This window comes from Pseudoduganella aquatica, from assembly GCF_009857595.1.
Classification (GTDB): Bacteria; Pseudomonadota; Gammaproteobacteria; order Burkholderiales; family Burkholderiaceae_D; genus Rugamonas; species Rugamonas aquatica_A.
Genome location: NZ_WWCU01000018.1, coordinates 34,954 through 55,795, shown reverse-complemented (window position 1 = coordinate 55,795; position 20,842 = coordinate 34,954). Strand labels below are relative to the sequence as shown.

General features: G+C 61.7%; 20 protein-coding genes and 2 tRNA genes. 16 read left to right on the top strand and 6 right to left on the bottom strand.

Features of this window, described 5'->3' with window-relative positions; all coding sequences use genetic code 11:
- The first annotated feature begins 1 nt into the window (after position 1).
- From fabI to GTP77_RS16675, 6 genes are all read left to right on the top strand, one after another.
- Entirely contained in the window at positions 2-784 is a 783-nt protein-coding gene (gene fabI, locus GTP77_RS16700) for an enoyl-ACP reductase FabI (protein ID WP_161073279.1), read from the top strand.
- Between the two features lie 74 nt (positions 785-858).
- Positions 859-1,893, top strand: a complete 1,035-nt coding sequence (gene dusA, locus GTP77_RS16695; RefSeq protein ID WP_161073278.1) for a tRNA dihydrouridine(20/20a) synthase DusA — start codon at positions 859-861, stop codon at positions 1,891-1,893.
- A gap of 345 nt (positions 1,894-2,238) precedes the next feature.
- Entirely contained in the window at positions 2,239-3,981 is a 1,743-nt protein-coding gene (locus GTP77_RS16690; RefSeq protein WP_229202231.1) for a methyl-accepting chemotaxis protein, read from the top strand.
- 78 nt (positions 3,982-4,059) lie between these two features.
- Positions 4,060-4,392 (top strand): energy transducer TonB, encoded by a 333-nt coding sequence (locus GTP77_RS16685; protein WP_161073277.1) that lies wholly within the window; start codon positions 4,060-4,062, stop codon positions 4,390-4,392.
- A 51-nt stretch (positions 4,393-4,443) separates the two neighbouring features.
- The gene (locus GTP77_RS16680) at positions 4,444-4,785 is read left to right on the top strand and encodes an energy transducer TonB (protein ID WP_161073276.1); all 342 of its coding nucleotides are present in this window, start codon (positions 4,444-4,446) and stop codon (positions 4,783-4,785) included.
- 175 nt (positions 4,786-4,960) lie between these two features.
- Entirely contained in the window at positions 4,961-5,323 is a 363-nt protein-coding gene (locus tag GTP77_RS16675; RefSeq protein ID WP_161073275.1) for a hypothetical protein, read from the top strand.
- 234 nt (positions 5,324-5,557) lie between these two features.
- Here the strand turns inward: GTP77_RS16675 and GTP77_RS16670 are convergent, their stop codons facing one another.
- Positions 5,558-6,004 (bottom strand): hypothetical protein, encoded by a 447-nt coding sequence (locus tag GTP77_RS16670; RefSeq protein WP_161073274.1) that lies wholly within the window; start codon positions 6,002-6,004, stop codon positions 5,558-5,560.
- Positions 6,005-6,352: 348 nt separating this feature from the next.
- On the opposite strand from GTP77_RS16670, the gene GTP77_RS16665 reads away from it, so the two are divergent.
- The 4 genes from GTP77_RS16665 (at position 6,353) to GTP77_RS16650 (ending at position 10,256) form a co-directional block, all read left to right on the top strand.
- On the top strand, positions 6,353-8,542 hold the full coding sequence (locus GTP77_RS16665; RefSeq protein ID WP_228895264.1) for a hybrid sensor histidine kinase/response regulator: 2,190 nt from the start codon (positions 6,353-6,355) through the stop codon (positions 8,540-8,542).
- A 247-nt stretch (positions 8,543-8,789) separates the two neighbouring features.
- Entirely contained in the window at positions 8,790-9,554 is a 765-nt protein-coding gene (locus GTP77_RS16660) for a substrate-binding periplasmic protein (protein ID WP_161073273.1), read from the top strand.
- Positions 9,555-9,689: 135 nt separating this feature from the next.
- The gene (locus GTP77_RS16655) at positions 9,690-9,917 is read left to right on the top strand and encodes a type II toxin-antitoxin system RelE/ParE family toxin (protein WP_308807747.1); all 228 of its coding nucleotides are present in this window, start codon (positions 9,690-9,692) and stop codon (positions 9,915-9,917) included.
- 12 nt (positions 9,918-9,929) lie between these two features.
- The gene (locus tag GTP77_RS16650) at positions 9,930-10,256 is read left to right on the top strand and encodes a HigA family addiction module antitoxin (RefSeq protein ID WP_161073272.1); all 327 of its coding nucleotides are present in this window, start codon (positions 9,930-9,932) and stop codon (positions 10,254-10,256) included.
- A 93-nt stretch (positions 10,257-10,349) separates the two neighbouring features.
- Here GTP77_RS16650 and GTP77_RS16645 read toward each other — a convergent pair.
- From GTP77_RS16645 to GTP77_RS16630, 4 genes are all read right to left on the bottom strand, one after another.
- Positions 10,350-10,425: transfer RNA gene (locus GTP77_RS16645), tRNA-His, on the bottom strand.
- 114 nt (positions 10,426-10,539) lie between these two features.
- Complete coding sequence (murI, locus tag GTP77_RS16640; protein WP_371869366.1) at positions 10,540-11,385, bottom strand: glutamate racemase; 846 nt, start codon at positions 11,383-11,385, stop codon at positions 10,540-10,542.
- An 8-nt stretch (positions 11,386-11,393) separates the two neighbouring features.
- Positions 11,394-12,923 carry a fumarate hydratase gene (locus GTP77_RS16635; protein ID WP_161073270.1) on the bottom strand — a complete coding sequence of 510 codons (1,530 nt, stop codon included), beginning with the start codon at positions 12,921-12,923 and terminating at the stop codon, positions 11,394-11,396.
- 26 nt (positions 12,924-12,949) lie between these two features.
- The gene (locus tag GTP77_RS16630; protein WP_161073269.1) at positions 12,950-13,555 is read right to left on the bottom strand and encodes a TIGR00645 family protein; all 606 of its coding nucleotides are present in this window, start codon (positions 13,553-13,555) and stop codon (positions 12,950-12,952) included.
- A 225-nt stretch (positions 13,556-13,780) separates the two neighbouring features.
- Here GTP77_RS16630 and acs point away from each other — a divergent pair, with 225 nt between their 5' ends.
- The 3 genes from acs (at position 13,781) to GTP77_RS16615 (ending at position 16,754) form a co-directional block, all read left to right on the top strand.
- On the top strand, positions 13,781-15,772 hold the full coding sequence (gene acs / locus GTP77_RS16625; RefSeq protein ID WP_161073268.1) for an acetate--CoA ligase: 1,992 nt from the start codon (positions 13,781-13,783) through the stop codon (positions 15,770-15,772).
- An 87-nt stretch (positions 15,773-15,859) separates the two neighbouring features.
- Positions 15,860-15,950, top strand: a tRNA-Ser gene (locus GTP77_RS16620).
- Between the two features lie 207 nt (positions 15,951-16,157).
- On the top strand, positions 16,158-16,754 hold the full coding sequence (locus GTP77_RS16615; RefSeq protein ID WP_161073267.1) for a hypothetical protein: 597 nt from the start codon (positions 16,158-16,160) through the stop codon (positions 16,752-16,754).
- 42 nt (positions 16,755-16,796) lie between these two features.
- Here the strand turns inward: GTP77_RS16615 and GTP77_RS16610 are convergent, their stop codons facing one another.
- Entirely contained in the window at positions 16,797-17,141 is a 345-nt protein-coding gene (locus GTP77_RS16610) for a tyrosine-type recombinase/integrase (RefSeq protein WP_161073266.1), read from the bottom strand.
- Positions 17,142-17,418: 277 nt separating this feature from the next.
- Between GTP77_RS16610 and GTP77_RS16605 the strand changes: the two genes are divergently transcribed.
- From GTP77_RS16605 to GTP77_RS16595, 3 genes are all read left to right on the top strand, one after another.
- Positions 17,419-17,955: a hypothetical protein gene (locus tag GTP77_RS16605; RefSeq protein WP_161073265.1), complete on the top strand. Its 537-nt coding sequence runs from the start codon at positions 17,419-17,421 to the stop codon at positions 17,953-17,955.
- A 9-nt stretch (positions 17,956-17,964) separates the two neighbouring features.
- Positions 17,965-18,180: a helix-turn-helix domain-containing protein gene (locus GTP77_RS16600; RefSeq protein WP_161073264.1), complete on the top strand. Its 216-nt coding sequence runs from the start codon at positions 17,965-17,967 to the stop codon at positions 18,178-18,180.
- A gap of 95 nt (positions 18,181-18,275) precedes the next feature.
- Positions 18,276-20,615 (top strand): TonB-dependent receptor, encoded by a 2,340-nt coding sequence (locus GTP77_RS16595; RefSeq protein WP_161073263.1) that lies wholly within the window; start codon positions 18,276-18,278, stop codon positions 20,613-20,615.
- The last annotated feature ends 227 nt before the right edge of the window (positions 20,616-20,842 follow it).

Below are 20,842 nucleotides of genomic sequence, written 5' to 3'. Positions count from 1 at the left end.
CATGAGCGTCGAAACCGTTTATCCCATACTGGCAGGGCGCCGCGCGCTGGTGGTCGGCGTGGCCAACGAGCATTCCATCGCCTACGGCTGCGCCAAGGTCTTCCGCGAGCTGGGCGCGGACATCGCGCTGACCTACCTGAACAACAAGGCCAAACCCTACGTCGACCCCATCGCCGAAGAGCTGGACGCGGCGCTGCTGCTGCCGCTGGACGTTGCCCAGCCCGGCCAGCTGGAAGCGGTGTTCGCCGCCATCGGCGAACGCTGGGGCAGCCTCGACATCCTGGTGCACTCGATCGCGTATGCGCCCAAGGCCGACCTGCAAGGCGGCCTGCTGGACTGCTCGCTGGACGGCTTCCTGCAAGCGATGGACGTCTCCTGCCACTCCTTCGTGCGCATGGCCAAGCTGGCCGCGCCGCTGATGAGCGAAGGCGGCACCATGTTCGCCATGAGCTACCACGGCGCCGACAAGGTGGTGCCCAACTACAACGTGATGGGGCCGGTGAAGGCGGCGCTGGAAGCATCCTGCCGCTACCTGGCGCACGAGCTGGGACCGCAAGGCATCCGCGTGCACGCCATTTCGCCCGGCCCGCTGCAAACCCGGGCCGCCTCCGGCCTGAAAGACTTCGGCCTGCTGCTGAGCGACGCCGTGGCGCGCGCGCCCATTGGCGAGCTGGTGGACATCTTCGACGTCGGCAACACCTGCGCCTACCTTGCCTCGCCCTACGCCAGGCGCCTGACCGGCAGCACCGTCTATGTGGACGGCGGCTTGAACATCATCGCCTGAGGCGGCCGGCGGGGCGGGGGCGGGCGTTCCGCTGTATAATGACGGCCCCCTTTCGATTCCGCGACTTTGCCGCCATGACCACCATCACCGCCCCGACCGCCGACACCACCGCAGCCCGCAAGCTGCCGAGCCGCCGCCTGTCCGTCGCGCCGATGATGGACTGGACCGACCGCCACTGCCGCGTGTTCCACCGTGAAATCACCAAGCACACCTGGCTGTACACGGAAATGGTGACCACCGGCGCCCTGGTCTACGGCGACGTGGAGCGCCACCTGCGCTTTAACGAGGAAGAGCACCCGGTCGCCCTGCAGCTGGGCGGCAGCGATCCTGCGGACCTGGCCACCAGCGCGAAGCTGGGCGAAAAATGGGGCTACGACGAGATCAACCTCAATTGCGGCTGCCCGTCCGAACGCGTGCAGAAGGGCGCTTTCGGCGCCTGCCTGATGGCCGAGCCACAACTGGTGGCCGACTGCGTGAAAGCCATGCGCGACGCCGTCTCCATCGACGTGACGGTCAAGCACCGCATCGGCATTGACGACAGCGAAAGCTATGAGTTCGTGCGCGACTTCGTCGGCACCGTCGCCGAGGCCGGCTGCTCGACCTTTATCGTGCACGCCCGCAACGCCATCCTGAAGGGCTTGTCGCCCAAGGAAAACCGCGAAATCCCGCCGCTCAAATACGAATACGCCTACCGCCTCAAGCGCGAGTTCCCGCAGTTCGAGATCCTGATCAACGGCGGCGTGAAGACCGAGGCCGAGATCGACCTGCACCTGCAGCACGTGGACGGCGTCATGCTGGGCCGCGAGGCCTACCACAACCCCTTCCTGATGGCGACCTTCGACCAGCGCTACTACGGCGACGCCGCCGCGCCCAAGACCCGCGAGCAGGTGCTGGCCGCCATGGTGCCCTACATCCAGGCCCAGTTGGCGAAAGAGGGCGGCGGGCGCGGCCTCAAGCTGAACAGCATCACGCGCCACATGCTGGGCCTGATGCAAGGCCTGCCCGGCGCGCGCCTGTTCCGCCAGACCCTGTCCGACTCCAAAAAGCTCGCCCTCGGCGACGCCAACTTGCTGCTGGAAGCCGCTGCCCGCCTGTCTTTGCCGGTCTGAACGCAACAGTTTGTCCAAAGCAAAGTTCGCGTTTCGCCTATTTCTCCGCAGAAAGTTAGGTTGCGTATTTTGCAGGCAGTTTTTGCTTGCCTTGAGGCAAAACTCTCCCCTATAATTTCATAAAATACACACATACTCACAGCGGCCATCAGGCCTCTCCAGCGGATTTGCGCTGAAAAACCACACATTGTAACGACCCGTAGCACAAGTTTTGCATTCGCAGTCATTGTTTGCTACTGTCATTACTTGCGCAGCGGCAAGGGATTTATGGGTGTATTCCCGCGCGCAGCGGACGCCTTATCTGGGTAATTTCTAATCAATAGTGTCACTTACAAAGAAGCCGAAATGAATTTAGCAAAAATGAAAGTGGGGACGCGCCTGGGCCTCGGGTTTGTGTTGGTGCTGCTGTTCCTGATCGCCGTGACCGGCGTCGGCATTGTGCGCATGGCGCAGATCCAGGACCGCCTGGATCACGTGGTGAGCTTCAACAATGTGGTGACGCGCCTGGTGATCGACATGCGCAACAACGTCAACGAGCGCGTCAGCTCGCTGCGCACCCTGACCCTGATGAGCGACCCGGCCGATATGGAACCGGAAATGAAGCGCATCAAGGAACTGTCGGACAAGTACGCCGCCGCGCAGAAAAAACTGGAAGCCCAGTTCGCGCTGGAAGTGACCCCGGAAGAGAAGTCCCTGATGGCCGCCGTCAAGGAACACGAAGCCGCCACCATGCCGGCGATCGCCAAGGCTTCCGAGCTGTGGCTGTCGAACCAGGCTGAAGCCGCCACCAAGGTGATGATCAAGGAAATCCGTCCGCCGCAGAAGAAGTGGATGGATGCGCTGGATCAGCTGGGCGCGCTGGAAGACAAACTGAATGCGCAAGTGCAGGTGGACGCGGCTGAAGGCTTCGCCAGCGCCCGCACCTTCATGATCTTCATGGGCCTGCTGGCCGTGGTGATCAGCGTTGGCGCCGCCATCGTGATTACCCGCGGCCTGCTGAAGCAGCTGGGCGGCGAGCCGGATTACACCGCCTCCATCGCCGGCAGCATCGCCAACGGCGACCTGTCCGTCTCCATCAACACCAGCTCGACCGACAAGGACAGCCTGCTGGTGGAAATGAAAGAAATGCGCGACAGCCTGGTGGGCATCGTGGGCCAGGTTCGCACCGGCACCGAGACCATCGGCACCGCCTCGCGTGAAATCGCCGCCGGCAATATCGACCTGTCGTCGCGTACCGAAATGCAGGCCTCGTCGCTGGAGAAAACCGCGTCGGCCATGGAAGAACTGACCTCGACCGTGAAGCAGAACGCCGACAACGCCCGCCAGGCCAACCAGCTGGCAGCCAATGCGTCCGACGTGGCACGCAAGGGCGGCGAAGTGGTGTCGCAAGTGGTGGACACCATGAGCTCGATCAACGAATCGGCCAACAAGATTGTGGACATCATCGGCGTGATCGATGGCATCGCCTTCCAGACCAACATCCTGGCGCTGAACGCTGCGGTTGAAGCAGCCCGTGCCGGCGAACAGGGCCGCGGCTTCGCCGTGGTGGCGTCCGAAGTGCGCAACCTGGCCCAGCGTTCGGCTGGCGCTGCGAAAGAGATCAAGACCCTGATCGGCGACTCCGTGGAGAAAGTCGAACGCGGTTCGAAACTGGTCGGCCAGGCCGGCGTGACGATGGACGAAGTGGTGGACTCGGTGCGCCGCGTGACCGACATCATGGGCGAAATCGCCTCCGCCAGCCAGGAACAGAGCGCCGGCATCGAGCAGGTCAACCAGTCCATCATCGAGATGGACAGCATGACCCAGCAGAATGCCGCCCTGGTGGAAGAAGCTGCCGCCGCCGCGCAAAGCCTGCAAGACCAGGCTGGTGAACTGGCCCGCGTGGTATCGATCTTCAAGCTGTCCGAGCATGAGCATTACGCTCCGGCCGCCGCGCCTGCCGCCGCAGCCGCTCCGGTAGCGCTGAAGAAGCCGGTTGCCCGCACCGCCGCACGCGCCCCTGTCAAAAAGGCCGTTGCAGCACCTGCGCCGGCGCCGAAGAAAATCGCCGCTGCCACCGCTGGCAACGACGAGTGGGAAGAATTCTAAGCCGTACAGACTCAGGACAGTGGCCGCGTCTGGAGCGGCCGCTGAACAGTTTTTTAAACTTTTTGGAATTACAAAATCATGACCAAGCATTCGATCAGTTTCATCGCCGCCGCTCTGCTGAGCACCTCCGCTTTTTCCGCTGAAGTTGCCGCCGTGTTCGACGCCAAGAACTGCAAAGCCGAATATCCAAAAGCCTCGCTGCTGAACGAAGAACAGGGCGCCGTCTCGATGGCCTTCCTGGTTTCGCCAGGCGGTGATGTGCTGGACTCGAAAGTTGAAAAATCGAGCGGCTTCAAGAACCTGGACAAGGCGGCCCTGAAAGCGATCAGCGCTTGCAAATTCAAGCCGGGCACCAAGGATGGCGCCGTGGCGCAAACCTGGACCAAAGTCGACTACGTCTGGAAGCTGTAATTCCAGCCGGCTTTATCCAGTCAAATTTAAAAAAGCACTCGGGGAAATCAGATGTCTACTAAACAGCGTTGGTTAAGTGTTATCGCGGCAGTGCTCGTATCGGGCGGTGCGTTTGCAGCAGAAGTTCCGGCGAGTTTCGACGCCAAGAATTGCAAAGCCGAATATCCTAAGGCATCCCTGATGAACGAAGAGCAGGGCACCGTGTCGATGTCCTTCCAGGTGTCGGCCGGCGGCGACGTGCTCGATTCCAAGGTCGAGAAGTCGAGCGGCTTCAAGAACCTGGACAAGGCGGCCATCAAGGCGCTGAGCGCCTGCAAGTTCAAGCCGGGCACCAAGGACGGCAAGCCCGACACCACCTGGACCAAGGTTGACTACGCCTGGAAGCTGGATTAAGGCTGTATTGTTTGCTGCGCCGGCTTGCCTGAGCCGGCGCGTATTTGGACCGGCGCTTGCGCCGGTTTTTTTTCGCCCACGCTTTTCGGCAACGTTGATGCTTGTAACAGCCTGTAAAAGTGCGGCAAGACGGGCCGAATTTTCATATAGTAGAAGCCTGGAACAGGAGCCTCCCATGAAAATCGTTATTGCCCTGGCCGCCCTCGCGGCCCTGACCGGCTGCGCCACGCAGCCTAGCACCGCTTATTATCCCAAGCCCGCCAACCCTTACGAGTGGCATACCGTGTCCGTCACGCCGGTGCAGCGCGGCGCGGCAAGCGGGGATGCCCGGGTGGAATATACGACCGAGCCTGTGGCCCAGCAGCAGCCGCGCGTGGTGTACACCACCGAGCCGGTCTATGCGCAAGCGCCTGTGTATGTGGCGGCGCCGCTGTACGCGCCGGCGCCGGCGTATTACTACCCGCCGGTGACGATAGGACTGGATTTTGTGTTCGGGAACTGGGGCCACCGCGGCCATGGCTACGGCCGCCGGCGTTAAGCGTCTTGGAGATCAGTGCACGAAGAAGAAGGATGCTTCGTGCAGCACATCGGCGGAAAGCAGGAGCCAGGTCGATACGCTGGCCAAACCCATCAGCAGGGTACCTACGGTAAGGGGGCAGATGCGTGACATGGCGGGCTCCGGTTGGATGTTTGCTATGTCACCATCTTATGCATAGGTAATGCATTCCGGCATCAGCGGAGCGTCCATCCGCTTGTAGGACTATGCCTCGTCTTACTTTTTCCACTCAACAATTTGGCCTTCCGGCGCGGTGTCCAGCGCGTTCGACAGCGCCAGCCACTGCTGCAGGCGCTCGGGCTGCTTGATGCTGATGCCCAGGCCGTCAATAATGCCCACCTGCTCCAGCATGCGCGCGTCGATCTTGGTCTTGGACACGGTGGGCGCCCGCATCACCATGCGGTCGTAGGCCTTGCGCGCCTTGTTTTCCCACTTGTGCAAGCTGGTCTCGTCGAAGCGGTTGGCTTCGAAATACACCGTCAGCGAACCGTCCGGATTGCCGAAGCCAACAATGCCGGCGCCTTTGCGGATGGTGGTGGTGTTGGCCAGGTCGAACTCTTCGGTAGGCACGAATACACCGGCGCGGCCGTCGACGTCGGGATGGCCGACCGGGGTGTCCTTGCTGTAGGTCGAGACAGCGGACAGGGTTTTTTCTTCGGACATGGTGGGCTTGGAAGTGTTACAGGGAAGGCTGACATTGTAGCGTCAAATCAATGCCTTAGGGAAAGACATCGGACAAGAACAAGCAAAAAAAATACCGCCAGCGCGTGACGGTATGATGTTGTGTGAAACGAAAGCTAAGTTTCTTTTTGCTATGACGCCAGCATAGCACCGCCGGTTCCGTGGCGGCAATAATATCTGCGTGCGGTGCTGTTTATTTGAGCGCATCGTTGTTTTTATACCGCAGGAGCCTGCCGGCAGGCCGCTGGCCGGGCCGGGGGGGACCGGTATGCTAATTGTCAACTAAGTGTATGATGCGGGGTGCATGCTTTTTTTGCAATTCCCAACACCATGATGAACAACGTATCCTACTCGTCCGCTGCGCCCAGCCCCGCCTTCCTGGAAGGCGGCGGCGAATGCGGCGCGCGCCTGCGCAACCTGGACTGGACCGGCTCGCCGCTGGGGCCGCCTGAACAATGGCCGTTGAGCCTGCAGACCGTGCTGCGCACGGTACTCGGCTCGCGCTTCCCCATGGCCATCCACTGGGGCGCGGAGCTGCTCACGTTTCACAATGATGCTTTTGCGCAAGTACTCGGCAGCAAGCATGCGGGCCACCTGGGCCGTTCCGCCAAGGAGTGGTGGCGCGAGATGTGGGAGCAGATGGCGCCCATCGTCGAGCACGTGCTGACCGGCGAAACCTATTACGTGGAAAACGCCAGCTACGCGCCCGAGCGCGGCCACAGCCAGCGCGAAACCTATTTCACCCATTGCCACAGCCCGATCTGGAACGACGGCAACGAAGTCGAAGGCGTGCTGCTGGTGCTCACCGAGTCCACCCGCGAAGTGCTGGCCGAGCGCGCCTTTGTGGCGCTGAACCGGCGCCAGGCCTTCCAGCTGGACGTCGCCGACCGCCTGCGCGGCATGGGCGGCGCGGGCGAGATCACGGCGGCCGCCACCGAGCTGCTGGGCAACTACCTGCATGTGGCGCGCGTGTTCTACACCGAGATTAACGAGGCCAGCCGCACCGCCTACGTGCAGGGCGCCTGGAACGGCGCCGCCTTGCCGCCTTTGCCGCCGCTGCCCGGCAGCGCCCGCCTGGACGACTACAGCCCCGAGATTATCGGCATCCTGAACGAAGGCAAGCCCTTCGTGGTGGACGACGTGCGCGCCGATCCCCGCACCGCAGCCTATGCGGACGCCTATCTGGCGCTGGGCATGGCCGCCATCGTGGTGGTGCCGCTGCTGCAGGCCGGGCGCGTGATGTGCGCGCTGAACCTGGCGCACGGCGCGCCGCGCGCCTGGTCGCGCGAAGACATCGCCATCACCCAGGACGTGGTGCAGCGCACCTGGGAGGCCGCCGAGCGCGCCCGCGCCGTGGCTGCGCTGCGTTCCGAGCACGAGCACAGCAAGCGCGCCCAGGCCGCGCTGCGCGACGCGGACAGCCGCAAGGACGAGTTCCTGGCCATGCTGGCGCACGAGCTGCGCAACCCGCTAGCGCCCATCGGCACGGCGGCCGAGCTGCTGCGCCACTTCCAGTTCGACGAAGCCACGGTCAAGCGCACCAGCGAAGTGATTTCGCGCCAGGTGAAGCATATGACGGGGTTGATCGATGATTTGCTGGATGTGTCGCGCGTCACGCGCGGCATGGTGACGCTGCAGAAGGAAACGCTGGACCTGCGCGACGTGCTGGGCTACGCCGCCGAGCAGGCGCGCCCGCTGATGGAGGCGCGCCGCCACCGCTTCTCCGTGCTGCTGCCGCCCGAAGCCATCCATGTGCTGGGCGACAAGAAGCGCCTGGTGCAGGTGATCGCCAACCTGCTCAACAACGCGGCCAAATACACCCCGGAAGACGGCTTCGTCGAACTGCGCCTGAGCCTGCGCGGCGACAGCGCCACCGTGACCGTGCGCGACAACGGCGTGGGCATGCTGCCCGAGCTGCTGGCGCGCGCCTTCGAGCTGTTTGCGCAGGACCAGCGCACCCTGGACCGTTCGCAGGGCGGCATGGGACTGGGGCTGGCGCTGGTGCAGCGCCTGGCCGAAGCGCACCAGGGCAGCGTGGCCGCGCACAGCGACGGCATCGGCAAGGGCAGCACCTTCATCCTGCGCCTGCCGGTGGCCGAGCCGCAGCCGGCCGCAGGCGAGAGCGCGGCGGGCGCCGCCGCGGTGCCCGCGGCGCGCAGCCTGCGCCTGCTGGTGGTGGACGACAATGTGGATGCGGCCGAAACCCTGGGCATGCTGATGGCCGACGCCGGCCACGCCGTCACGGTGGAGCACAGCTCGCGGGTGGCGCTGGACCGGGCGCGCGAACTGCGGCCGGACATCTGTCTGCTCGACATCGGCCTGCCCGACATCGACGGCAACGAGCTGGCGCGGCGGCTGCGGCAGCAGCCTGAAACGGCCGGCGCGGTGCTGATCGCCGTCACCGGCTACGGCCAGGAGCGCGACCGCAACGAAGCCTACGCGGCCGGCTTTGACTACCACTTCGTCAAGCCGGTGGACATGGCCCGCCTGAACGCGCTGTTGGCGCGCATTGCGGCATAAAAAAAGCTGCACTGGCATGGCCGGTGCAGCGAACAGTCCCCTCAACTTTGCCGGCGATACTGCGTGCCTAGCGCTTCCAATGTACCGTATTGCAGAGCTAACGCGGCTGAATTCGACGCCGATGTCGAATCCGTCAAACTATGGCGATTTAGCCTGTGCGCACCCTAGGCAAAGAGTGCCCGATGTGCTTGTCCGCGAGTGCGATTGGCGTGGTACGCTAGCGCAAGACCTGATTTCGGAGCGATGCATGGTGCGAAGGATGTGCGTGCTATTGGCGGTGCTGTTCGCCTTGCCGGCGCAGGCGGAGGGAACGCCTGCGCGCTTCCGCTATTGCTCGCTCGACATCGACTATCCGCCATATTCCAGGCTCGACGGCAGCGGACATTTGCAATACCTGATGGCGCTGGCCGTGCGCAGCACCGGCGTGGAATTCGACTTGCGGGTAGCGCCGCGCCGCCGCTGCATCGAAGAATTGAGGACCGGCCTGGTGGACGGCATGATAGGCGGCTATACCCCCGAGCGCGCCGGAATCGCCGTGTTCCCCATGGCGGGCATGCTGCCGGACGCCGACAAGGCCGTGGCCACGCCGCGCTACTACACCTACCGCAAAAAAGGGGCGCCGCTGCAATGGGACGGTGTGCGTTTCAGCGGGCTGGGCGAAGGGCGCATCGGCGTGGAGTCGGGCTTCACCGTCATCATCGAGCAATTGCAGCGCCTGCAAGTGCGCTACGACGACAACGCCAAGTCGCTGGGGCCGAATTTCGGCAAGCTGGCGGCGGGGCGGCTGGAAGGCGTGATCGCCATGGAAGCGGAAGCCGAGCAGCTGATCGCGCGCAGCTACGCCGGCCTGCTGGAGCGCGCCGGCCGTCCATTCGACGAAACCCCGCTCTACCTGATGCTGTCGCGCCCCTTCCACGCCCGCCACCCCGCCTACGCGGCGCGCCTGTGGCAAACCCTGCAAGACCACCGCGCCAGCGTCGGTTACCGCCAGTACCAGCAAACCCACCCTTGATCCGCCTCAAGCCTGGCAAGTAGGGGCGCCGTGAGCTTTGGTTTGCAATTGAGAGGTGTGGCGTTACGCGCTACAATCGGGCATGATCAAAACCTTTCAGCATAAAGGATTGAAAAACTTTTCGAGACCGGCAGCATGGCCGGGATTCAAGCCGCTCATGCCCCGCGTCTGGCAGCCATGCTGCGCCGCCTGAATGAGGCGTCGGAACCTGCTGGTATGAATGTGCCAGGATGGGCATTGCATCCGTTGCAGGGGCGAGAATTCAAAGGGCATTTTTCAGTGAAGGTCAGTGGCAACTGGCGTATGACTTTTATGTTTGACGGCGTTGATGCCGTTCTGGTCAATTATCTGGACTACCATTGAGAGGAGTTGCCAATGGCACGTATGTTTAACCCGCCGCATCCTGGCTTGACCTTGCGCGACGATGTATTGCCGGCGTTAAGGTTGACCGTGACTGAGGCGGCACAGCAACTGGATGTTAATCGCGTCACGCTGTCTCGCGTGCTCAATGGCCGCGCGGCCATTTCGCCGGAAATGGCTTTGCGCATCGAGGCGTGGTTGGGGGTGGCGCGCGGTGGAGAGGCTCGCCTGTGGCTGGCGGAGCAAAGCGCGTATGACATGTGGCAGGCGGAGCAGCGATTCAAGGACGCGCCGATGAAAGTTCAGCCTGCGCCGGAATTGGAGACAGACGCTCTCACCTGAGAGCATCGGGTAGCAGGAGCGGCTACGAGGCGCTGAACTGGTCGCGGAAAAGCAAAAAGCCCAGTCATCGACTGGGCTTTTGCCGTAATTCTGTGGGGTGACTGATGGGGCTCGAACCCACGACAACAGGAATCACAATCCTGGACTCTACCAACTGAGCTACAGCCACCACTGATTTACTTCGCCTGAAGCACTGTTTGCGCGTCAGGTGCCGAATTATACTAGGCCATTCGGCATCTTGCAAAGGCTAGTCGCGCATTTTTTTCGAAAAACGCCAAACTGCCTAGATTTTAAGCGATTCCACGTCCGCCGTCATCGCCAGCAGGCGGACGAAGGCCGACGACAGCGCTTCCTGCGCGCCGGTGGTGTAGCCATGCAGCAGCGGCGGATGGCCGGCGCTGCCCGGACGCTGCAGGCCGCCGCTTTCGAGCAGCCGCGCCAGCTGGCGCGCCACGGCGTCGCCGGTGTCGATCAGCTTCACATCCGCGCCGCCGGCTTGCGCCACGGCGCGCGCGATGGCTTCCTGCACAAAGGGGTAGTGGGTGCAGCCCAGCACCAGCGTGTCCGCGCCTTGCGCCACCAGCGGCGCGACGTAGCGCTCCAGCATGGCGCGCGTGGCGTCCGTGTCCAGCTGCCCCTGTTCGATCAGGTCCACCAGGCCCACGCAGGGCTGCAGCAGGAACTGCGCTTGCGTGGCGGCGGCGATCTGGTCGCGCAGCAGCAGGAATTTTTCGCCCGACAGCGTGCGCTGTGTGGCCAGTACGCCAACCTTGCCGTTGCGGGTGGCGGCGGCGCCCGGCTTCAGGCCCGGCTCCACGCCCACCACTGGCAAGGCCGGATGGTGCGCGCGTATGGCCTTGATGGCGGCCACGGTGGCCGTGTTGCAGGCCACTACCAGCGCCTTCACGCCGCGCGCCACCAGGAAGGCTGCCACGGCGAGCGAACGCTCCACCACCACCGCCTCCGTCTTGTCGCCATACGGCGCAAAGCCGGAGTCGGCGATGTAGACCAGGTGTTCCTGCGGCAGCTGCGCCCGCACGTGGCGCAGCACCGATAGTCCGCCCACGCCGGAATCGAAGATGCCGATGGGCGCGTCGGCCGGCGTGGGGAAGGGCTGGACAGGAATCACGTGGCGGCTTACTTGACCACGACAGGCACGTTCAGCGCCTCGATCTTGGCTGCCCATTCCTTCGGACCGGTGGTGTGCACCGAGGTGCCGCCCGCGTCCACGGCCACGGTGACCGGCATGTCTTCCACTTCGAACTCGTAGATGGCTTCCATGCCCATGTCTTCAAAGCCCAGCACCTTGGCCGACTTGATGGCTTTCGACACCAGGTAAGCCGAGCCGCCCACGGCCATCAGGTAAGCCGACTTGTGCTTCTTGATGGACTCGATGGCTGCGGGGCCGCGTTCGGCCTTGCCGATCATGGCGATCAGGCCGGTCTGCTCCAGCATCATGTCGGTGAACTTGTCCATGCGGGTGGCGGTGGTTGGGCCGGCCGGGCCCACCACTTCGTCGCGCACCGGATCGACCGGGCCGACGTAGTAGATGACGCGGTTCTTGAAGTCCACCGGCAGCTGTTCGCCCTTGGCCAGCATGTCCTGGATGCGCTTGTGCGCGGCGTCGCGGCCGGTCAGCATTTTGCCGTTCAGCAGCAGGGTCTGGCCCGGCGTCCACGATGCCACTTCTTCCTTGGTCAGCGTGTTCAGGTTCACGCGCTTGGACTTCTCGGTGTCCGGCTTCCAGCTCACGTCCGGCCAGTCCGACAGCTTGGGCGGTTCGATGTAGGAAGGACCGGAGCCGTCCAGCACGAAGTGCGCGTGGCGGGTGGCGGCGCAGTTCGGGATCATGGCGACCGGCTTGGATGCGGCGTGGGTCGGGTACATATTGATCTTCACGTCCAGCACCGTCGTCAGGCCGCCCAGGCCTTGCGCGCCGATGCCCAGCGCGTTGATCTTGTCGCACAGTTCGATGCGCAGTTCTTCGGTCTTGTTGCGTGGGCCGCGCTGCTTCAGCTCATACATGTCGATGTCTTCCATCAGCGACTCTTTGGCCATCAGCATCGCCTTCTCGGCGGAGCCGCCGATGCCGATGCCCAGCATGCCCGGAGGGCACCAGCCCGCGCCCATCAGCGGCACGGTTTTCAGCACCCAGTCGATCAGCGAATCGGAAGGATTCAGCATCACGAACTTGGTCTTGTTCTCGGAGCCGCCGCCTTTGGCAGCCACGCTTACGTCGACGGTATTGCCCTCGACCAGTTCCATGTGCACCACGGCCGGCGTGTTGTCCTTGGTGTTCTTGCGCTCGAAGTGCGGGTCGGCCACGATGGAGGCGCGCAGCTTGTTGTCGGCGAAGTTGTAGGCGCGGCGCACGCCTTCGTTGACGGCGTCGGTGACGGTGCCGGAGAAGCCTTCGAAGCGCACGCCCATGCCGATCTTCAGGAACACGTTGACGATGCCGGTGTCCTGGCAGATAGGGCGCTTGCCTTCGGCGCACATGCGCGAGTTGGTCAGGATCTGCGCGATCGCATCTTTCGCGGCCGGGCTTTGCTCGGCTTCATAAGCGCGCGCCAGGTGCTGGATGTAGTCAGCCGGATGGTAGTAGCTGATGTACTGCAGCGCCGCTGCGATGGATTCAATCAGATCGTCTTGCTTTATGATGGTCATGGTGTTCTCGCTGGAGGAAGGAATGCTTAGTGAGGCTTGGTCAGGTGCTGGGTACGCGTCATCAGGTTATCGGTGTAGGCGATAGCCATGGTGGACAGCAGGAATACGATATGGATGGCGGTCTGCGCGACCAGCACCTTCTCGTCGTACTCCTTGGCGTTGATAAAAGTCTTCAGCAGGTGTATGGACGAGATGCCGACGATGGCCATGGCCAGCTTGGTCTTCAGCACCGACGCGTTCACGTGCGACAGCCACTCCGGCTGGTCCGGATGGCCTTCCAGGTGCATGCGCGAGACGAAGGTCTCGTAGCCGCCCACGATCACCATGATCAGCAGGTTGGAAATCATCACCACGTCGATCAGGCCCAGCACCACCAGCATGATGGTGGTTTCATTGAGCTTGGTCGGCACCGTGTTGCCCACGGCGACAGCGTGGAAGATGTGCTCCAGCGCGGCCTCGTTGCCCAGCGCGGCGCCGATCAGGTCCTTGAGCTCCACCCAGAAGTGGAACACATAGACGCACTGCGCCAGGATCAGGCCCAGGTACAGCGGCAGCTGCAGCCAGCGCGACATGAAAATAAACGCGGGCAGCGGCGACAGTTTGCTCGACTGCGTATTGCGCGGTTGTTCCATCGGGTCTTTCAACATTAATGCTTGCTCCGGTAGGCTGCGTTTGAATTGCCGACATTTTACACTCGCTCAACGCCGACGGCACCGGCGCAGGCAGATCTGCCGTAGAATTGGTGAAAAAGCCAAGTTGTCAGTCCGCCCAGTTTGGCTATGCACAGGCAATGTAAGGCATCCGTAAGCGGCAGCGCTTATGGTGTTTGCAAACAATGACCACAATGGAGACCTAGCATGACCACCCAGACCACAGAACATCAAGGCCCGCAGGAATCGCGCGTATTCGCGCCGTCGGCGGAGTTCGCAGCCCAAGCCACCGTGTCCGGCATGGACGCCTACAAGGCCCTGTGGACCGAAGCATCGCAAGACTACGAAGGTTTCTGGGCGCGCCTGGCGCGCGAGAACCTGGACTGGAAAGTGCCGTTCACGCGCACCCTGAACGAAGACGACGCCCCGTTCTACAAATGGTTCGAAGACGGCAAGCTGAACGTGTCCTACAACTGCCTGGACCGCAACCTTGAAAACGGCAACGGCGGCAAGACCGCCATCATCTTCGAAGCGGACGACGGCGCCGTCACCAACGTCACCTACAAAGAGCTGCACGAAAAAGTGTGCAAGTTCGCCAACGGCCTAAAGTCGCGCGGCATCAAGAAGGGCGACCGCGTCATCATCTACATGAGCATGTCCGTCGAAGGCGTGGCCGCCATGCAGGCCTGCGCGCGCATCGGCGCCACGCACTCGGTGGTGTTCGGCGGCTTCTCGGCCAAGTCGCTGCAGGAGCGCATTATCGACGCCGGCGCAGTGGCCGTCATCACCGCCGACGAACAGCAGCGCGGCGGCAAGCGCCTGCCGCTGAAATCCATCGTCGACGAAGCGCTGGCCATGGGCGGCTGCGACACCATCAAGGACGTCATCGTCTACAAGCGCACCGGCGGCGACGTGGCCCACGTGGCCGGCCGCGACATCTGGCTGCACGAGCTGGTGGAAGGCCAGTCGGCGGAATGCGAGCCGGAATGGGTGGAAGCGGAGCACCCGCTGTTCATCCTGTACACGTCCGGCTCCACCGGCACCCCGAAAGGCGTGCAGCACTCGTCCGGCGGCTATTTGCTGTGGGCCGCGCTGACGATGAAATGGACCTTCGACATCAAGCCGTCCGACGTGTACTGGTGCACCGCCGACATCGGCTGGGTAACGGGCCACAGCTACATCGCCTACGGCCCGACGGCGGTGGGCGCCACGCAGATCATCTTCGAAGGCATCCCGACCTTCCCGAACGCCGGCCGTTTCTGGGAGACCGTGGCCAAGCACAAGGTCAGCATCTTCTACACCGCGCCGACCGCGATCCGCTCGCTGATCAAGGCCGCCGACGTGGACCCGAAAGTGCATCCGAAGAACTACGACCTGAGCTCGCTGCGCCTGCTCGGCACGGTGGGCGAGCCGATCAATCCGGAAGCATGGATGTGGTACTACAAAAACGTGGGCGGCGAGAAGTGCCCCATCGTGGACACCTTCTGGCAAACCGAGACCGGCGGCCACATGATCACGCCGCTGCCGGGCGCCACGCCCATGGTGCCGGGCTCCTGCACCCTGCCGCTGCCGGGCATCATGACCGCCATCGTTGACGAAGCCGGCCACGACGTGCCGAACGGGCAGGGCGGCATCCTGGTGGTCAAGCGTCCGTGGCCGTCGATGATACGCACCATCTGGAACAACCCAGAGCGCTTCAAGAGCAGCTACTTCCCCGAAGAGCTGGGCGGCAAGTACTACCTGGCAGGCGACGGCGCCATCCGCAACAAGGACACCGGCTACTTCACCATCACCGGTCGCATAGACGACGTGCTCAACGTATCGGGCCACCGCATGGGCACGATGGAAATCGAATCGGCGCTGGTCGCCAACCCGCTGGTGGCCGAAGCGGCGGTGGTCGGCAAGCCGGACGAGACCACGGGCGAATCGATCTGCGCCTTCGTGGTGCTCAAGCAAGCGCGTCCGACCGGCGAAGAAGCCAAGCGTCTTGCGCTCGAGCTGCGCAACTGGGTAGCGAAAGAGATTGGCCCGATCGCCAAGCCGAAAGAAATCCGCTTCGGCGACAACCTGCCCAAGACGCGCAGTGGCAAGATCATGCGCCGCCTGCTGCGCGTGCTGGCCAAAGGTGAGACGATAACGCAGGACGTCTCCACGCTGGAAAATCCGGCGATACTGGAGCAGCTCAAAGAGGCCTCCTAAGCGGGCTGGAGGGGGCGCGCAAAAAACATTGGTACTTTCAAGAATCTTTGCTACAATGTGCGCCTCTTGCAGCGATGCGAGAGAACTGGAGAGGTGGATGAGTGGTTGAAGTCGCACGCCTGGAAAGCGTGTATAGGTTCATAGCCTATCGGGGGTTCGAATCCCCCTCTCTCCGCCAGAATATGGCAAGTCATTGATTTGCAAAGGAAAAAGCCGACTTTTAGAAGTCGGCTTTTTTTATTTCCACAGCATTTGGCTCGGTCTGAGGCTAGTTCAGGGCTAAAATTGATTTTCCCCTGCGCGCCCCTAGACGCCCACAGCTTTTTGCTGAGCGCGCCGAGAACCTTGATTTCCCTCCTTACTGCCAATTTAAGTGGAGAAGTTGATGAGTTTGACTTACTCGGTGCGGTACCCGGTACCTGGCAATTTGCGTCCTAGTTCTTTCAGGACGCGCCTGCCAGCCGCGCAGATTACGACGTTCGCATCATTGTCGAAGTCTGCTTTCGAGGTATCTGCCCTTTACAGCTCATTGGGTATCGCTATCAATTCGGCCAGTGAACTTGCGAGGATACTGAAGCACGCGCATTTTGTCGCCAAGGAATGGGAGGCGGGACAGGGGCAAGATACGCGTTCGATGGTGGCCGCGGCCAACGCCATGCGCGTCATCGGGGCAATACTTGAGGCTGGAGCCCAGCCGGCTGCGCTGGAAATTCTGAGGCGCATCGCACGCTACGATGTTGACTTGGCTGGTCGCAAAGTTTCGCAAGGGAAGGATGCACTTTGGGAGATCGAACTGCTGCTTTACTTGTCGCGCAAAAATATCGCCGTTAGGATAGGTGAGCCAGATCTCGTGGCCGAGTTGGGTAAGTTCTCGTTCCCAATTGGCCATGAACGCCTGGTTTGCACCGGCCATCAGGCCCAGCGTCGCGTAGGTGTGGCGCGTGTTGTACGCGCGGCGAAGGTGAATGCCGAGGCACCGTAGTGTGGTCTTCCAGAACGTCGAGTTCGTGATGCGCGCATGCAGCTAGGGCTCGTTATACAGCGGGTCGTGGAAGACCTTGCCGCTGGCCAGGAAGGTGAACTTCTTCTGTCGCTCCAGCGCCGCCATGGCTTCGCTGTTGAGCCGCACCTTGCGCGACGTTGATGTCTTGGTTGAATCCTGCGCTTGCTCGTAGACGATCACTTCGTGCACCAGTACCTCGCCGGAATTGAAATCTACGTTGGGCCACTCCAGTGCGATGGCCTCGGACGTCCGTAGACCAGCGAAAAATTGGAATTGGACGAAGTTTGCGATCTGCTCGCTATAGTGTTTCACCAGGCTGGCCAGGATCAACGGATACTGCTCTGCGAGGCCGACGGCTTCCGCCATCCTTATTCTGAATCGACCCAGCCCAACGCCGGACTGAGCACCAAAACAGACATGCGGCGTCGGCGCCCATCAGGGCGTCTTACCTGCGGGCGGTGCGCCATCCGAACGCCTGTGTCGCCGACTGCGGCTCGGAACATATCGTCATCGCCCGCCTGGGCCGTAATTCTTCTAAAAAATTGATTTGCGACTAAAATTTATCGTTAAACGATAATTATTGATTGCATTTCGCTGCTTCGCATGGCAGCATTGTGTCCTATTCAACATACAGGAGGCGACGATGGACCTGCAGCGGCATGACCGAATCGGCAAGATCAAACAATGGAGCCGCAACCTGGGCCGCTTGCTCACCCTGATTGGGTATCTGCTTTGGCTGGGCTGGCCAGCATCTTTGCTATTTTTTTACGGGAGCGGCACGTTTATCCTGTTTGGCACCAAACTAGAGCGCACTCAATTGTCCCTCCCATCGCAATGTGCCTTGGTTTTGTTTTTTTGGTGTGCCCTGGCGCTGTCCCAACTACTGGTGTTTCATATCCGAAAGCTTATGGCCCATTTCAGCGCAGGCGACGTCTTCAACCAGGGCGCGCTTGACGCGGCAGGCAAGGCGCTGCGATACGGCATCGCTTTGTTCGTAGTCGAGATTGCAATGCGCGCCGGTGTGACGCTTTACGTCATGACAAGTGGAGGGTCTTATTCGCTCAGTTTCCCGTTCGACGAACTCATTAGCGGCATGCTGTTTTTCGGCGTGATGTACGTGCTGCTATGGACGCTGGAGATCGGACGCGATCTGAACCAGGAATCGTCGCTCACCATTTGAGGAGGCCATATGCCATTGATCGTTAATCTGGACGTGGTCCTTGCGCAGCGCAAGATGCGGCTCAATACGCTGGCTGAACTGGTGGGAATCACGGCGCAGAATTTGTCGGTGCTGAAAACCGGCAAAGCCAAAGCAATTCGCTTCGATACGCTAGAAAAAATTTGCGAAGTGCTCGATTGCCAGCCTGGCGATATCCTGGCCTACGCTGCGGTATCGCCAGAATAGGAAGGAAGTCTGACCTTTCGGCCCCTTCCAATTCATAAACTTGGCGAAGGGGGGGGAACACATGAGAACAATAACAACGACTTGGTGGAGGACGTTTGAAAACATGTAAGTACGCAACCCTGGTGGCCATGACTGTGGCGGGTTCCCCTGCGCTGGCCCAGGCCGAGTTGGTCGAATCTCAGGAGAAACCTGCCACAGCGCAGGCCGCCAAAACGGCGGTGCCGTCCGTCAAAGCGGTCACAGTCAGTGCACCCATCAAAGCCACTGCCGCTACCGCGGCCACGAGTTCGAACAGCGTGGCAAGTGCGGCCCCGACCGACGAGATACAAGTCGTTAACGTGGTGGGCGAACGCTCCACCAACCGAATTGACCGCCAAGTCTACGATATCAAGAATAATCCGACCACGGCCAACGCCAGCATCGGCGACATCCTCAACAATGTGCCGTCCGTCTCTGTCGATGCGAATGGCACAGTCGCCTTGCGCGGCAATGACAAAGTGACGATCATGGTGGACGGTAAACGCGTCCAGCAATTTGAAGGCGAAAACCGCGCCAGCGCCATCAACTCAACGGCGGCTTCCCGCTACGAGTCGGTTCAAGTGATCAATAACCCAGGCGCCGAATTCGGTAGTGACGGCGGCGGCGGCGCCATCATCAATTTGATTTCGCGGCGCCACCAGATGCCGGGCGGCAGCGGCAACGCGTCGGCCACGGCGGGTGCCGGAGGGCGCAACTCGGGTTACCTGAGTGGTCGCTATGGCTGGGGCTACGCTTCGCTTGAGGGCAATGCATCAAGCTCGCGCAGTAAGGACAGTCGCAGCAGCCGTACCGAGTCCGAAAGCTACTTCCCGACTGGCATCACGCACACAAATAGCGTCGGCCAAAGCGTCAACGACGGAACATACAGCCGCATTGACTCCACGCTACGTTACAACCTGAATGCACGCGATAGCCTGGCTGCCATCGCCAATTACAACAACAGCAGCAATAACGCGCACAGTCGCTCCCACTACAACTATGTCGACCCCCGTCCTGGCGGCGGCAGGCAGGAACTCCTTTTCGACAGTGCGTCGACTTACGGCAGCCGCGGCCACGAAGCCGGCATCGCCTATGAACGCAAGCAGCCCGACAACGGCGAAAGCATCAAGCTGGATGTGCGTACCAGCTTGACTCAGCGTCAGAGCCAGTCTGCTTCCGATGTTACCGAACTAGAGATGACAATCGCGCGAGCAAACCGCGACAATCGCACCCGACGCGACACCACCAACCGCTTGCTCGAACTGAACGGCGCCTACGAGGGTGGCGACGCCAGGGGCTTCTCCAGCACCGGCTTCAAGGCCACTAACAGCGTGCAAACGACCGACAGCTATTCCGCCTTTCGCCCTATGGGCAGCAGCGTTGATACGATCAACCGCGATCAGACCAATCGCTTCGCGCTGGAAGAGCGTGTGCTGGCCCTGTACGTCACCCACGAATGGCGTTTGAATGCGCTGTGGAGTGTCAAGGCTGGTCTGCGGACTGAGCACACCGCGATCGAGGCACAACACGTCACCATGGAGAAATTCGGCGACAACAGCTACCTTAACTGGCTGCCGAGCGCCTTCGCCAGTTATAAGCTGGGTAAAGCGAGTACCGTGCGCCTGCAATACGCGCGCCGCATCCAGCGACCGCAGGCCACCGATCTGGATCCATACGTGCGGAAATACGGTGATCGCTACGAAAGCAGTGGCAATCCTAAACTGCTGCCCATGAAGACCGACAGCCTCGAAGCGCAGTACGAGACGATGCTGGGCACTTGGCGTACTGACTTGAAGGCCTTCGTGCGGCGCGAAACGGATGTGATCATGCCGGTGCTTGAGACCTTCGAGGACGGCAAAACACGCAGTACCAGAGTCAATGGCGGTGCGCGCGACAATGTCGGCGTCGAATACTCGCTGCGCGGCAAGATTATTCCCTCGCTTCAACTGGCGTTGACCGGCAATCTACGCCGCTACGAGCAGTTGGTGTATCGCCTCAACGAGAAGCCGATAATACGGCGCGCTAACGCCATCGAGCCGCGCATTGCCCTCAATTACGATCACGATCCTGCGAATCAATTCAGCGGCACCCTCGCTATTACCGCCCCGCGGGTGTTTGGCGAGACCGTGATCGAGCGCACCAAACGGCTGGACTTTACCTGGAGCCACCGGGTCGACAACCGTATCAGGTTGAATGCGCGCGTCAGCGATGCGCTCCAGTCGGTCTCGCCGCGCCGTCTGACTCAGTCGAGCCAGACCCGCGGACTTACTGAGGATACAGTGCCCGGACGCATACTATACGTGGGCCTGAGTTTGCCACTGGGAGGGGTGAGCGGCAATGCATCGGTGCGCAACGCTGGATCCGTGGTGGGCACGCCAGCACCGGCCGCTGTCCCAGCCGCATCATCCCGTCCCTGAGGTGGTCATCGGGTTTTTTTGTGTCGACCGGGAAAAGCACTAGGGAACCACTATTCTGAACGAGACGCTGAGATTAATAACATCGCAATATTTTATGGCTGCGGTCGACGGCACCGAAGTCATGATTTCCGTGAACATTGGCGAACCGCACAAGTGCGATGCCGAATCAGGGCGTGTCCGGTATCGCTTGATGGTAGATGATCTTACTTCAGGCCTGTACTTGATCG

Excerpts from the sequence above, each read along its gene's own strand:
- GTP77_RS16630 (WP_161073269.1), bottom strand. The coding sequence starts at position 13,555 with ATGGAACAACCGCGCAATACGCAGTCGAGCAAACTGTCGCCGCTGCCC.
- GTP77_RS16610 (WP_161073266.1), bottom strand. The coding sequence starts at position 17,141 with ATGGCGGAAGCCGTCGGCCTCGCAGAGCAGTATCCGTTGATCCTGGCC.
- GTP77_RS16660 (WP_161073273.1), top strand. The coding sequence starts at position 8,790 with ATGGTGCGAAGGATGTGCGTGCTATTGGCGGTGCTGTTCGCCTTGCCG.
- GTP77_RS16685 (WP_161073277.1), top strand. The coding sequence starts at position 4,060 with ATGACCAAGCATTCGATCAGTTTCATCGCCGCCGCTCTGCTGAGCACC.
- GTP77_RS16615 (WP_161073267.1), top strand. The coding sequence starts at position 16,158 with ATGAGTTTGACTTACTCGGTGCGGTACCCGGTACCTGGCAATTTGCGT.
- GTP77_RS16670 (WP_161073274.1), bottom strand. The coding sequence starts at position 6,004 with ATGTCCGAAGAAAAAACCCTGTCCGCTGTCTCGACCTACAGCAAGGAC.
- dusA (WP_161073278.1), top strand. The coding sequence starts at position 859 with ATGACCACCATCACCGCCCCGACCGCCGACACCACCGCAGCCCGCAAG.
- GTP77_RS16600 (WP_161073264.1), top strand. The coding sequence starts at position 17,965 with ATGCCATTGATCGTTAATCTGGACGTGGTCCTTGCGCAGCGCAAGATG.
- fabI (WP_161073279.1), top strand. The coding sequence starts at position 2 with ATGAGCGTCGAAACCGTTTATCCCATACTGGCAGGGCGCCGCGCGCTG.
- GTP77_RS16675 (WP_161073275.1), top strand. The coding sequence starts at position 4,961 with ATGAAAATCGTTATTGCCCTGGCCGCCCTCGCGGCCCTGACCGGCTGC.
- GTP77_RS16680 (WP_161073276.1), top strand. The coding sequence starts at position 4,444 with ATGTCTACTAAACAGCGTTGGTTAAGTGTTATCGCGGCAGTGCTCGTA.
- GTP77_RS16665 (WP_228895264.1), top strand. The coding sequence starts at position 6,353 with ATGATGAACAACGTATCCTACTCGTCCGCTGCGCCCAGCCCCGCCTTC.
- GTP77_RS16690 (WP_229202231.1), top strand. The coding sequence starts at position 2,239 with ATGAATTTAGCAAAAATGAAAGTGGGGACGCGCCTGGGCCTCGGGTTT.
- acs (WP_161073268.1), top strand. The coding sequence starts at position 13,781 with ATGACCACCCAGACCACAGAACATCAAGGCCCGCAGGAATCGCGCGTA.
- GTP77_RS16635 (WP_161073270.1), bottom strand. The coding sequence starts at position 12,923 with ATGACCATCATAAAGCAAGACGATCTGATTGAATCCATCGCAGCGGCG.
- GTP77_RS16650 (WP_161073272.1), top strand. The coding sequence starts at position 9,930 with ATGGCACGTATGTTTAACCCGCCGCATCCTGGCTTGACCTTGCGCGAC.
- GTP77_RS16655 (WP_308807747.1), top strand. The coding sequence starts at position 9,690 with ATGGCCGGGATTCAAGCCGCTCATGCCCCGCGTCTGGCAGCCATGCTG.
- GTP77_RS16605 (WP_161073265.1), top strand. The coding sequence starts at position 17,419 with ATGGACCTGCAGCGGCATGACCGAATCGGCAAGATCAAACAATGGAGC.